Below are 12639 nucleotides of genomic sequence, written 5' to 3' on the forward strand. Positions count from 1 at the left end.
CGTCTCCGCCGTTCGTGGCTGACTTTCTCCGGCTGAGCTCGAAGGTGCGACGGGGATCAGGCGACCAGCGACGGTGGCGCGATCGTGCGTGCTCGGTCGTACAGGTCTAGCGCCGCCGGATTCTTCAGGTGAGGGCGCAAGAGACCGAACATCGCCTTCACGCGCTCGTCGGCGCGGCCGGACTGCACCTTGGGGTAGTCGTCGAGGGCCTGGTGCCAGGTGGCGCAGGCCGCTTCCAGGTGGCCGAGTTCCATTTGCCGCTCCGCCAGCAGGCCACGACGGTGTACTCGTGTGCGCTGGTACATGCTGGGGCGGAGCCGGTCCGCTTGTTGCATGGCCTCGACGGCTCCGGCCTTGTCTCCGAGTTCGTAACGCACCTGGCTGACGTGGTAGTTGAGCGAAGACGGGTCGTACGAGCCAAACGCCTTGCCGCGTGCCTCGGCACGGTCCATGGCCGCCTCGGCCTCCCGGATGTGGCGCAGCGCGCCAGTACGGTCGCCTGTTTGTGCGGCGGCATGCGCCTGCTGACCGGCGAGGAAGGCCAGCATCCGGGGGCCGGCTTTCGGGGAGGCGGCGGCAGCGGCGTCGGCCAGTTCCATGGACTTTTCTCCGTGGCGGAGGTCGACCGCCTGGACGCTCATCCCCCGCAGGGTGGTGCAGTACGTCAGGTGATCCTCGGCCGCCCCCGCCAGCTCCAAGGCCTTGACGTAGTAACGCTGCGCGAGACCGTGCAGCCCTTCGTCCACGGCCATGTAGCCGGTCAGGTAGAGCAGATCCGAGGCGGCGGACAGCATCGCTTTGCGTACGTCCTCGGGTGCGTCGGCACGCAGGTAGGAGGCCACAGTGTTGACCATGAACGAGGCCGCCATGGGGCGTGCGTGACGGCCGCCGAACTCGTCGTCCAGTTCCGAAACACGCTCGGTCATGGCGATGACCATGTCCACTTCGTTCATGCCGATGCGTGTCGTGCGGCCGGACTGGATGGCATCGGCACGCCCGACCACATCAGGCCAGCCGGGAATGGTGACGGCCACGGAGAACAGGCCGACCCCCAGGACGCTGCGGCGGGACGGGTCCATATCCAGCCTCCCCAGGTCGATCACCCCTTCCACGGTATCCGCAGCCGCGGAGGAGCGATCGCGTAGAACAGGCAGCCCGGCTTCGGCATGGGTAACAGGGCGGCCGAGGCGGCGGGAGAGGGCTTCGAGGATGCACGTCCGCACCGCACCGCGAGGGACGGTGCCGCCGAGCCAATGGCTCACCGCCGACTCGTCGTAGCGCAGAGGAGTGCCGGTCTCGGTGCCGATACGGTTCACCGCCCGCGCGAACTGGCGGTGAGTCCAACGGCTTTCGGCGAGCAGGCGCCCAAGAGCTACGTTCGGTTCACGCTTGGCCATGCACTCAACTCCCCGTGCCATTGCGAACTTTCAAGGCTTTCAAGTCCTGGTCCTGCGGCAACGGTACCGCTGAGCGTGGTCACGCGGTTGCGTAGAGGTAGCGAAGAACGGCGATACCTCGCCGCAGTCGTCGTCTGAAAGGCCGATGGATGAGAAGCGAAGCGCGGGCCTGCCTGGCCTGGATGACCGAGGCGCGGGGCATGGACGGGGTGTTGAGGATCGACACCTACGAGGGAGCGGATCTGCCGCCCGGTTCGAATCGGTTCTCGCCGTGCCGCTGCCCGCAGCACCGCGATTCCACGCCTGAGGATGGGGCGGCGAGGCTGAGCGCAGCAGTACGCGAGGTCAACGAGCGCAGCCGTGGAGAGCGGCTGTGAACCGGCTGGCCGCAGTCGTCGGCCGCTGCGCCGGACCCCTCCTGCTCATCACCATCACGGGACGGGCGGCTTCGTCCTGGGCGTGGCCGTCGCGTCCACACCCACCTGACTCCTCCCCGTCACGCATCCAGGCTCCCCACCTGTGATGAGGGAGGGCCCGCCGTCGGAAGCGGCGGGCACCCCGTCCGGCCGCCTTCTTCGCAAGGGTCCGGCAGCCGGACGGGTCCAACTCCGCAGCATCTGCCGCGGAGTCCACTGAAAACCGTAAGGGAGAGAGCGATGAACGTGGACGAGCTGTTCACCGGCGACCTGATCACCGGCGTCCCGGCTGTCGAGGCCGCGCTGCTCGACAAGATGCCGGGCGGCGGCGACAACAACGGCGACCACTGCAGCAAGTGATCCAGGGCTGACGCCAGGCGGGGCGGGGCCGTTCGCGGCCCCGCCCCGCCGCACGACATCGGAAAGGGACGACATGCTGTCGATGCGTCTGCGCCTGTTCGATCTCCAGGAGCCCAAGTGGAGCACGGACGGGGGCCGTTGGGTCAACGGCGAGAGTTGGATCGAGTCTGTGAACGTCTCCACGTTGGTCATGGAGGTCAACGACGACCTGGCGCCGCGCGTACGGGTCCGTGTGAAGGAGTGCAAGGGGGACGAGGCGGATTTCGTCGCGATCACCATGGGGCCCGGAGAGGTCAGGCTGGCAGCAGGCGTCCTCGGCACAGCGCCGCTCTACCTGACAGAGAGGGACGGCGAGTTGCACGCGTCATGGGATCTGACCGTGTTGCGACCGTATCTACGGGCTGACCGCTTGGTGCCGCGCGTGGTAGCCCGAACACTGACGAGGCAGCACCGCTACACGTGCGAGACGCTGTTCGAAGGTGTCTACCGCCTCACCGAACGGGCGTCGGCCAGGTTCACGAGCGCGGGGCTCAGCATCCACTACCCGGAGCCGGCCGAGCATGTACTTGAGCCGCGCAAGCTGCGGCCCGGCATTGATCCTCTTGCGGCTCTGGACGAGTTGCTGACCGACGTGATCCGTCAGGCGCCGACGGCCACCGGATGCGTGGGTCTTGAGCTGTCCGGCGGCGCGGACTCCGGGAACGTCGCCCTGGCCCTGAAAGCGGCCTGCTTCCCCGAGGTGCACAGTTTCGGCCTGCTGGTGGGAGGAAGCACCGGCAGGCAGCAACACGAGCGACGCCGGGCCCTTGTGGAGCACTGCGGCTTCCTGGACACGGCCACCCCCGCCATGCAGCACCCACCCTTCTGCCCCGGAGGCGTACGCGCCCTGGGCAAGCCGCACGATCCGGCGGGAGCCTTCTACCAGGAGGCGTTCGACGTCGTGCGGGAGCAGGCAGACGCCCGGCGGTGCGAGGTGATGTTCACCGGCAGCGGAGGGGACGAGGTCAACGCCCACCACTCCAGGACACTCGCCGAACTGCCGACGCCGGAACCCGTACCGTGGCTCGGAGCCAAAGCAGTCCGTGCGCTCGCTGAGGTGGACGAGCACATGGCCCCCATCCCGGTAGTGCCCGTACCGACCCTGATGTCGTTCGGGATGCACAACCCCGGATTCCTCCGGGCCGGGATCTGGCCCGTGAGCCCGTTGGTGCACCCGTGGATTGTGCGGTTCATGGAGCAGTTGCCGCGCGAGCACAAGCGCGGCAAGGCGTTGTTCCGTGAGCGGATCAGGCGGGCGGGCCTGCCCGAGTGGGTGGCGGCGCCGACCGAGCCGGAGAACTTCCTGGCCGTCCTGGAGAAGGGCCTGCGTTCCTACGGCCTGCCCGTGCTGGACGACATGCTGCAGGATTCGGTTCTGGTGGACCTCGGCTACGTTGACGGCAAGGCTCTCATCCAGGCGGGCAAGGATGCCGACGCCGCCTTGGTCGTCCCTGACCTGCTGTGCGATGTGCTCGCCTTGGAGGTCGGACTGCGAAGTCTCATGTGACCAGCCCCGACACGGAAGCCGAGTACGTGGAAGCCACCAACCTCTTGTACCGCGATCCGGCTCTTTACGACGTGGTGCAGTCAGGCAGCGCAAGCGCCGGGATGTGCCGGCCCCTGATCGAGCTGCACCGGCCGGACGCCCGGACTCTGGTCGATTTCGGATGCGGTACCGGCCGGGATCTGGAGATCCTGGCCGAGCGCTTCGAGTGCATCGGCGTGGATCTCCAGCCCGGACTTGTCGACTACGCCCACCAGGCCCGGCCGGGGCTGGACATCCGCACCGGGGACATGCGCACCACACGACTCGGCAAGCGCATGGACGTGGTGACCTGTATGGGCAACAGCCTGGCCTACGTGCACGACAACGAGGAGATCAGCCAGGTCTTCGCCACATTCGCGGCCCATGCCCTGCCGGGCACGCTGCTTGTGCTGTGCTCCCCTGTCGCCCCGATCACCTGGACTGAGCCGACTGCCGCCACGGTTGACACCCCTTGGGGACCCGCCACGGTCACCATCCGACATGAGTGGGACCTACGGACCCAGATCAACACCACGCACCGGCACTGGGTGCTCCCCTCGGGCGACGAGGCGCTGGACGAGATCCGCAGGCGTGTCCTGTTCCCTCGCGAGCTGGATCGATACGTGGAGGGTGCCGGCTTTGAAGTCCTGGACATGCGCGACGGCACAGAGGCGGGGCTCACCGGTCCAACTGCGTACACGGTAGCCCGATACACCCACGGGTGAGTGGCAGGGGATGATCAAGCTGCCGCAACTACCCACGATCGAGTGGTTGTTGTTCACTACCGCAAGCGGCGAGCCTGCCAGAACAGTGCTTTGTCGACAAGGTAACCACCCTCTGCGGGGCGGCAGTTCCCTTTTATGTCACAGTTGCATCGGCGCAGGTCAGGCAACCTCCCGCATACCGGACATCGCACGCGCAACGACCTTGACGCGTCCGCGAAAAGTGGGAAGGGTGACGCTCGGCATGCGTATCTCTGGGGCGCGTGTGATGTGGGGGAGACGTCAACACCTCTGCGGCCGCAGCCCCGGACGCTGCTCCATTGACGATTAGCTACTGGGGGTAGCAGCCAGATGACGAAGAAGACGCGGATCCGCGTAGCGCGCATAGCCGCCGGCGCGGTGATCGCCGCCGGCGCGTCGCTGACCGCCGCGGGCGCCGCCTCGGCCGTCGGCGTGGACATTAACGTGGGTCCCCTCGACGCCTCGGTCAACGCTGACCGGAACGGCATCGACGCCGGCCTGGGTCTCAACCCGCCGGAGCCGACGGGCCTGCCGACCGTGATCCCGGACCCGACGCCGACGGAGGAGCCTCCGACCGAGGAGCCGCCGACGGAGGAGCCTCCGACCGAGGAGCCGCCGACGGAGGAGCCTCCGACCGAGGAGCCGCCGACGGAGGAGCCTCCCACCGAGGAGCCTCCGACCGAGGACCCGACCGAGAACCCTGACCCGTCCGAGTCCACCACGCCGGGCGGCACCGGTGGCACCGACACCGACGGTGGTGTCATCGACGGCGACGGCAACAACACCGACACCGACAACGCCGGCTCCCAGCCGGTCGAGCAGGGCCAGGCCAAGGAGGAGCTGGCGGAGACCGGCGCCGCCGAGACCACCTTCCTGCTCCTCGGTGCTGCCACCATGATCGCCGGTGGTATCGGCTTCCGGATGCTCCCCCGTCTCGTGGGCAGCAACCGCACCGCCGTCTAAGCATTACGGCGCGTAGCGCACAGCACACAGAAAGGAGGGCCCGGGGCGCGCTCAGCACCCCGGGCCCTCCTTTTGCGTACGTCCTACGCGGTCTGGTGCGCGGCCAGCAGCGCCAGCGCCGCGATCAGCACCACCAGCAGCGTCAGCAGCGCCACCGGGCTCAGACCGCCGAACGGTCCCTCCTGCTGGAGTCGCTCGCGGTTCGCCCGGCACACCGGGCAGCGGCCCTCGTTCACCGGGGCCGCGCAGTTGGCGCACACCAATCGGTCGTAGGTCATGCGCTCTCCTCCTCCCGCGCGCCGGAGCCGCAGGCGCGGACCGTATGCACAGTTCTTTCCCGACAACGCACAGGGGAACGACACTGTTCCCCTACCACCATGCCAGCTCGGGCGCTTTTCGGCGCGCCCCACCGGTTCCTTCGTCAACCGTGACGTGACAAAGTACGCAACCCAGACTGCTGACTGCGCCCGCAACCCCGCTTCGCGTAGTGTCACGCACACCTACTCCCGGCCGACCGTGGTGCACCCGTGATCCGATTCGACAACGTCTCCAAGAGCTACCCCAAGCAGAACCGCCCCGCCCTGCGTGACGTCTCCCTCGAGATCGAGAAGGGAGAGTTCGTCTTCCTGGTGGGTTCGTCCGGTTCCGGCAAGTCGACCTTTCTGCGGCTGGTCCTCCGCGAGGAGCGTGCAAGCCAGGGGCTCGTGCATGTCCTCGGCAAGGACCTGGCGCGGCTGTCCAACTTCAAGGTGCCGCACATGCGCCGCCAGCTGGGCACCGTCTTCCAGGACTTCCGTCTCCTGCCCAACAAGACCGTCGCGGAGAACGTGGCGTTCGCGCAGGAGGTCATCGGCAAGCCGCGCGGTGAGATCCGCAAGGCCGTGCCGCAGGTCCTCGACCTCGTCGGACTCGGCGGCAAGGAGGACCGGATGCCCGGTGAGCTCTCCGGCGGTGAGCAGCAGCGTGTCGCGATCGCGCGGGCGTTCGTCAACCGGCCCATGCTGCTGATCGCGGACGAGCCGACCGGCAACCTCGACCCGCAGACGTCCGTCGGCATCATGAAGCTGCTGGACCGGATCAACAGGACCGGTACGACCGTCGTGATGGCGACCCACGACCAGAACATCGTCGACCAGATGCGCAAGCGTGTGATCGAGCTCGAGAAGGGCCGTCTCGTACGCGACCAGGCACGCGGCGTCTACGGCTACCAGCACTGAGCTAAGGAAAGGCTGAACGCACGCGATGCGCGCCCAGTTCGTACTGTCGGAGATCGGCGTAGGTCTCCGTCGCAATCTCACCATGACCTTCGCCGTCATCGTCTCCGTGGCTCTGTCGCTCGCCCTCTTCGGCGGCGCGCTGCTCATGCGCGAGCAGGTCAGCACCATGAAGGACTTCTGGTACGACAAGGTCAACGTCTCCATCTTCCTGTGCAACAAGAACGACGCCTCCACGTCGCCCAAGTGCGCCAAGGGCGCGGTCACCGCACAGCAGAAGCAGCAGATCGAGGGCGATCTCAAGAAGATGGACGTGGTCGACTCGGTCCATCACGAGACGGCCGAGGAGGCGTACAAGCACTACCGCGACCAGTACGGCGACACTCCCATCGCGTCCACCATCACGCCGGACCAGATGCAGGAGTCGTTCCGGGTCAAGCTGGACGACCCGGAGAAGTACAAGGTGGTCGCCACCGCCTTCGCCGGCCGGGACGGCGTGCAGTCCGTCCAGGACCAGCGCAACATCCTGGAGAATCTCTTCTCCCTGATGAACGGCATGAACATAGCGGCACTGTTCGTCATGGCGCTGATGCTCGTGATTGCGCTGATGCTGATCGTCAACACCGTGCGTGTGTCGGCGTTCAGCCGTAGGCGTGAGACCGGGATCATGCGGCTGGTGGGAGCGTCCAGCTTCTACATCCAGATGCCGTTCATCATGGAGGCCGCGTTCGCGGGCCTGTTGGGCGGTCTGGTCGCCTCTCTGATGCTGCTTGTCGGCAGATACTTCCTGATCGACCACGGTCTGGCGCTGTCCGAGAAGATGCAGCTGGTCAATTTCATCGGCTGGGACGCGGTCGTCACCAAGCTCCCGCTGGTGATTGCGATCGGTCTGCTCATGCCTGCCATGGCCGCTTTCATCGCATTGCGCAAGTACCTCAAGGTGTGACAAGCGCCCCGGGCGCCGTACGGGCAACAACCGTACGGCGCCCTTCGCTTGGCCTAGACTCGTCGCCATGCCGGGCCCGGAGTTCTGTCCTCGGCCCCGCCGCATTCGCCGCGGGGCGGCCCTGACATTGGTCTTTGCGAGTGTTCTCGCCACCGCGGCGGCCACCAACGCCCTGCCGCGCGAGGACGACAACGCCCCCCGTCCGCTGGCCGCCCGGCCCGCCGCCGCCACCGTCGACCGCGACGCTCTGGCCCGTGCCGCGGCCGAGGCCATGGCCGACGGCAAGTCGGGGACGAAGGCGGCCGAGGAAGTCGTCAGCCGCAGCGGCGACCGCTGGGGTGCGGTGTACGACCGCGAGGAGTACGCGGACTTCCAGCAGGCACTCGACGGCGAGTACACCGGTGTCGGCCTCACCGCCCGCCGGGCCGCCGACGGTCGCGTCGAAGTGGCCCGGGTCCAGTCCGGCGGCCCTGCCGAGAAGGCGGGCATCGAGGCCGGCGACCGGCTGCGCACCATCGACGGCAGGCGGGTGGCCGACCGTCCCGTCACCGAGGTCGTGGCCCTGCTGCGCGGGAGTGATCGCACACGCGTGGTCCTCGGTATGGAGCGCGCGGGCCGCGCGTGGACCGAGACCCTGACGCGTACGACACTCAGCACCGAGGCCGTCACCGTCCGTCATCTCCAGGACGGTGCCGTGATGATCCGGGTCTCCTCCTTCACCAAGGGCTCGGGCGCCCGCGTGCGGGACGCGGTGCGGTCCGCCCCCGCCGGCGCGGGTGTCCTGCTCGATCTGCGCGGCAACGCGGGCGGCCTGGTCGCCGAGGCCGTCGCCGCGGCCTCCGCCTTCCTGGACGGCGGACTCGTCGCCACGTACGACATACGGGGTGAGCAGCGCTCCCTCTACGCCTCGGCGGGCGGGGACACCGTCAGGCCCGTGGTCGCCCTGGTCGACAGCGGCACGATGAGCGCGGCCGAGCTGGTGACCGGGGCCCTCCAGGACCGCGGCCGCGCGATCGCCGTCGGTTCGCGCACCTTCGGCAAGGGATCGGTGCAGATGCCCAGCCGGCTGCCGGACGGATCGGTCGCCGAGCTGACGGTCGGGCACTACCGCACGCCGGCCGGTCACAGCGTGGATGGACGGGGCATCACACCGGACCTGCTGGCCGCCGAAGGCGCCGAGGAACGGGCCCGCACGGTATTGAGTGGCCTCGGGGGTGGGTCGTAGTGCGAAAATGACCGCACTATGGCTAAGGAAAAAGGGCGCAAGCTGATCGCGCAGAACAAGAAGGCGCGGCACGACTACCTCATCCTCGACACCTACGAGTGCGGGCTCGTGCTGATGGGTACCGAGGTGAAGTCGCTGCGTCAGGGGCGGGCCTCGCTGGCGGACGGCTTCGTCCAGATCGACGGACACGAGGCGTGGCTGCACAACGTGCACGTCCCCGAGTACAGCCAGGGCACCTGGACCAACCACTCGGCCCGCCGCCGGCGGAAGCTCCTCATGCACCGCGAGGAGATCGACAAGCTGGAGTCCAAGGCGCAGGAGACGGGGCACACCATCGTGCCTCTGGCGTTGTACTTCAAGGACGGCCGGGCGAAGGTCGAGATCGCGCTGGCGAAGGGCAAGAAGGAGTACGACAAGCGGCAGACGCTGCGGGAGAAGCAGGACCGCCGTGAGACCGACCGCGCGGTCTCCGCGGTCCGCCGCCGTCAGCGGGCCTGAGGGCCGCGCGGCGGGGGCCGGGAGACCGGCGGCGCCCCGGGGCTCCGGGGTGGCGGGCATGAAGGCCTGACCCGCGGGAATACGGTGGCATGTGGCCGCGTTGGTCACGTACGATGGCGACAGCCCCTCTCGCAGGGGCGCCTTTGAAAAATCAACATGGGGATGATCGGTTTCGACAGCGGATGTCGAAGCAGGAGAAGCGAGCCGAGGAAGCGGCAATGATCTCGTTAACCACGTGTCGCAAACAATAATCGCCAATTCCAAGCGCGATACCTCCGAAGCCTTCGCCCTCGCTGCCTGATCTCAGGCAGTAGAACGAACCTTCACTATGGAGCGTCAGCCCGGGGCTGTTCCCGACCCGGTTCCTGACGTCATCTAGGGAACTAAACCTCTGAACCCGGTCACGGGGAGCAGAGGGAAACCAAACAGTGACTGAGCCCGTCGGAGACTTGTCCGCGTGATCTCCGGGGCTGAGAAAATCGCAGCGGACTGCGCTCGGAGAAGTCCTGATTCTGCACCGTTGGACGCGGGTTCGATTCCCGCCATCTCCACTCCCACCTTGTGTGGACCCCCATGTGGGCGAAGGCCCGGCTGCCGGTCACGGCAGCCGGGCCTTTGTCATGCCTGGGGATGCCCCGCGAGCCGCGCGAGGCGGCGGCGCTCCAGCACCGCGGCGAGGGCGTAGGCGCCGCCGACCGCGAGGGCGAGGACCCCGTAGAGGCCGGGGGTGCCGAGGAAGAGCGCCGCGGAGGAGATCAGGGCCAGCCAGACGCCGAGGCCGTAGTGCAGCAGGTTGCGTCGTGCCGCGCCTTCGGCGAGGTAGAGCAGGCCGACGACGAGGCCGGAACCGGCGGGCCAGAGGACGGTCTGGAGATCCGGCATGTCGACCGCGGACGCCAGGCCGGTGATCGCGAGGAACAGGGCGGTGAAGGCGGCGACCCACGCGGCGCCGAGCAGTTTGCCGGAGAGGACGTCCGGCCCGGGCGCCCCGCGCTGGGCGCGCAGGGCGGCGACGGTGGCCTGGGTGACGCCGGTGACCAGGCCGATGCCGAGGAGCGTGGTGGGCAGCCAGCCGGGCAGGTCGAGCAGGGGGTCGTCGCCGTGGGAGACGGCGGCGGCGCCGTGTCCGAGCAGGTAGGCGAGTCCGAAGCTGACATAGGCCGCGCGGTTGTCGACCTCGTTCGCGAGACGGCTCGGGGTGGCATGGGGGACGGCGGCCATGGGACGTGCGGGGGCTGCGACGGACATGGGGTTCCTCCGGGGTGGCGTACGGATGGGGGTGGGGGCGGTGGGCGGCTCCGGGAGGTCGGCCCGGAGCCGCCCACCGCCGGTCGTCCCCGGCTGTGCCGACGGGGACGGGAGCGGGTCAGTGCTCGCCGGTGTCCAGGGCGTTGTCGGGGATCCAGGAGCCGTGGATGCCGGCGGGCACGCGGCGGGGCAGATGGACGGTGGCGACCCGGTCGAGACCGGAGGCGTCCAGGACCAGCAGCTGCGAGGCGTCCTGCTTGAGGTCGGAGACGACGGTGAGCAGATAGCCGTCGTCCTCGCTGGTGGCGCCGGCCGCCGGGACGAACACCGCCTCGCTGGGCAGCCGGGCGTCGCCGACCTGGTGGATGCGGCGGGCGCCCGTGGTGCGGTCGTACTTGACGACGCCGTAGCCGCCGAAGCCTTCCTGGTCGGGGAAGGACACCGCGTACTGGTAGCGGTTCTCGGCGCCCAGGTAGTCCTCGTTGAGGGTCGGGAACTCCACGGCGAGGTCGTCGATGATCTGCTCGTCGACGGTGCCGGTCGCCATGTCGATCACCCAGCGGCGGGTGTAGGAGCGGGTGTTGGGCTCGGTGCCGCGCCCGGGTGCGCCGACCCACCAGTTCCAGGAGAGCCGGAACCCCTCGCGGTCCACGGTGGGGCCTTCCAGGACGATGCGGCCCTGGCCGTCCTCGTAGGCGTTGGAGACGTGCAGCATGTTGCCCGGCTCGATGGAGAACCAGCGCACGTGCCGGGCGCCGTCGTCCGTGCGCGGCATGATGCCGATGCGGGCGGGCTGCTGGTCGCTCCAGCCGTACGGGATGCCGGAGTGCTCGGCGGGGTCGAAGGTGACGTTGCCCTCGATGAAGACGACATGGCGGCGCGTGATGGCGAAGTCGTGCTTGAGGGAGGCGGTCGCGCCCGGGATCTCGGCGGTGTGGACGATCGCCCCCTTGGCGTCGCAGACGTAGTACACGAGGTGGGGCGGGAACGGCGAGGAGCCGAAGAAGTGGAGCTCCCCCGTCAGCGGGTCCTCCTTGGGGTGGGCGGTCATCGCCGTACGCAGCCGGCCGTCGAAGTCATGGGCGCCGATCGTCTCCAGCTCCGGGGTGAGCTCGAAGGGGACGTTCGCCTCGCACAGGGCGAGGAGCCGTCCGGCGTGCTCGATGACGTGGGTCCCGGCGGTGCTCGCGGTGAGGTCCGGGCCGCGCTCGGTCATGTACGGGGCGCCGTCCAGGGCGGGGGTGTGCACCCAGCGGTTGCGGTACCACTCGGCGCGGCCCTCGCGGAGCCGTATGCCGTGGACCATGCCGCTGCCCTTGAACCAGTGGGTCGGCGTGACGCCGGGCTTGGGGTTGTGGCCGTTGCGGATCAGACGGCCGGTCAGCTCGGGGGGCAGGGTGCCCTCGACGGTGAGGCCGGTGGCGGTGATCTCGTCGGCGACGGGGGTGTAATGGCCGGTCAGATAGGGCTTGCTGCTCATGTGCGCGTCCTCGGATTCGTCGTTGGTCGTGGTGCTGCGTGCTGCGTGCTGCGTGCTGCGTGTGTGCGTGCTGCGCGTGCGAGGTTCGGGGGAGGGGCGCTCAGGCCGTCTGCTCGGCGCGGGCCTTGAGGGAGCCGAGCCAGCTCTCCAGGGAGGCCTTCAGGGCCGCGCCGAGTTCGTCGGTCGCGGCGTCGACGGGCTCACCGCTCCAGGACTCCTCGGTGCGGACGACGACCTGATCGCCGGCCTGCTCGAAGGTCCAGGCGTGGATGCCGACGATGCCCTGGACGGTTCCGCCCCAGACGATCCGCCGCTCGTGGACGAGTTCGTGGACGGTGGAGGTGATGGTCATCCCGTGGGTGAGCCAGGTGAAGTCGGTGCCGACGGCCACCGGTCCGCTGAGCACGGCCCGGTCGATGTCCGCGTTCCAGACCGGCCAGTTGTCGATGTCGGTGTGCAGCGCCCAGACGGTGGCGAGCGGGGCGTCGATGGTCGTGGTCAGGCTGACGACGACGGGGGCGGTGGAGTCGATGGTGTGCATGGGTTCCCTCTTCGGTGGTGGTGGTGACTGAGGTGGATCTGGTC

The 12639-nt window shown here is 68.6% G+C and carries 12 protein-coding genes and 1 other RNA gene; 8 read left to right on the forward strand and 5 right to left on the reverse strand.

The window, feature by feature from the left end; translation table 11 throughout:
• Positions 1-56: 56 nt before the first annotated feature.
• Positions 57-1397, reverse strand: a complete 1341-nt coding sequence (locus RPQ07_RS22795; protein ID WP_313946029.1) for a tetratricopeptide repeat protein — start codon at positions 1395-1397, stop codon at positions 57-59.
• Between the two features lie 849 nt (positions 1398-2246).
• Between RPQ07_RS22795 and RPQ07_RS22800 the strand changes: the two genes are divergently transcribed.
• The 3 genes from RPQ07_RS22800 (at position 2247) to RPQ07_RS22810 (ending at position 5443) form a co-directional block, all read left to right on the forward strand.
• A complete protein-coding gene (locus tag RPQ07_RS22800) occupies positions 2247-3719 on the forward strand; it encodes an asparagine synthase (protein WP_313946030.1) in 1473 nt (490 codons plus the stop codon).
• A complete protein-coding gene (locus RPQ07_RS22805) occupies positions 3716-4462 on the forward strand; it encodes a class I SAM-dependent methyltransferase (RefSeq protein ID WP_313946031.1) in 747 nt (248 codons plus the stop codon). The genes RPQ07_RS22800 and RPQ07_RS22805 overlap by 4 nt, the downstream gene beginning before the upstream one ends.
• Before the next feature lie 348 nt (positions 4463-4810).
• Positions 4811-5443, forward strand: coding sequence for an LPXTG cell wall anchor domain-containing protein (locus tag RPQ07_RS22810; protein WP_313946032.1), 633 nt, complete (start codon positions 4811-4813; stop codon positions 5441-5443).
• Positions 5444-5526: 83 nt separating this feature from the next.
• Here the strand turns inward: RPQ07_RS22810 and RPQ07_RS22815 are convergent, their stop codons facing one another.
• The gene (locus RPQ07_RS22815) at positions 5527-5721 is read right to left on the reverse strand and encodes a hypothetical protein (RefSeq protein ID WP_313946033.1); all 195 of its coding nucleotides are present in this window, start codon (positions 5719-5721) and stop codon (positions 5527-5529) included.
• A gap of 249 nt (positions 5722-5970) precedes the next feature.
• Here RPQ07_RS22815 and ftsE point away from each other — a divergent pair, with 249 nt between their 5' ends.
• The 5 genes from ftsE (at position 5971) to ssrA (ending at position 9880) form a co-directional block, all read left to right on the forward strand.
• Entirely contained in the window at positions 5971-6660 is a 690-nt protein-coding gene (gene ftsE / locus RPQ07_RS22820; RefSeq protein ID WP_313946034.1) for a cell division ATP-binding protein FtsE, read from the forward strand.
• Between the two features lie 25 nt (positions 6661-6685).
• Complete coding sequence (gene ftsX, locus RPQ07_RS22825; protein ID WP_313946035.1) at positions 6686-7603, forward strand: permease-like cell division protein FtsX; 918 nt, start codon at positions 6686-6688, stop codon at positions 7601-7603.
• A 67-nt stretch (positions 7604-7670) separates the two neighbouring features.
• Positions 7671-8828 (forward strand): S41 family peptidase, encoded by a 1158-nt coding sequence (locus tag RPQ07_RS22830; protein ID WP_313946036.1) that lies wholly within the window; start codon positions 7671-7673, stop codon positions 8826-8828.
• An 18-nt stretch (positions 8829-8846) separates the two neighbouring features.
• On the forward strand, positions 8847-9326 hold the full coding sequence (smpB, locus tag RPQ07_RS22835; RefSeq protein WP_313946037.1) for an SsrA-binding protein SmpB: 480 nt from the start codon (positions 8847-8849) through the stop codon (positions 9324-9326).
• 158 nt (positions 9327-9484) lie between these two features.
• Positions 9485-9880: a transfer-messenger RNA gene (gene ssrA, locus RPQ07_RS22840) on the forward strand.
• A gap of 64 nt (positions 9881-9944) precedes the next feature.
• On the opposite strand, the gene RPQ07_RS22845 is transcribed toward ssrA, so the two are convergent.
• From RPQ07_RS22845 to RPQ07_RS22855, 3 genes are all read right to left on the reverse strand, one after another.
• Positions 9945-10574 (reverse strand): ABC transporter permease, encoded by a 630-nt coding sequence (locus RPQ07_RS22845; protein WP_313946038.1) that lies wholly within the window; start codon positions 10572-10574, stop codon positions 9945-9947.
• Positions 10575-10692: 118 nt separating this feature from the next.
• Positions 10693-12054 carry a carotenoid oxygenase family protein gene (locus RPQ07_RS22850; RefSeq protein WP_313946039.1) on the reverse strand — a complete coding sequence of 454 codons (1362 nt, stop codon included), beginning with the start codon at positions 12052-12054 and terminating at the stop codon, positions 10693-10695.
• Between the two features lie 100 nt (positions 12055-12154).
• A complete protein-coding gene (locus tag RPQ07_RS22855) occupies positions 12155-12595 on the reverse strand; it encodes an SRPBCC family protein (protein ID WP_313946040.1) in 441 nt (146 codons plus the stop codon).
• Between the last annotated feature and the right edge of the window lie 44 nt (positions 12596-12639).

It is taken from the genome of Streptomyces sp. AM8-1-1, from assembly GCF_032229325.1.
GTDB classification, from domain to species: Bacteria; Actinomycetota; Actinomycetes; order Streptomycetales; family Streptomycetaceae; genus Streptomyces; species Streptomyces achmelvichensis.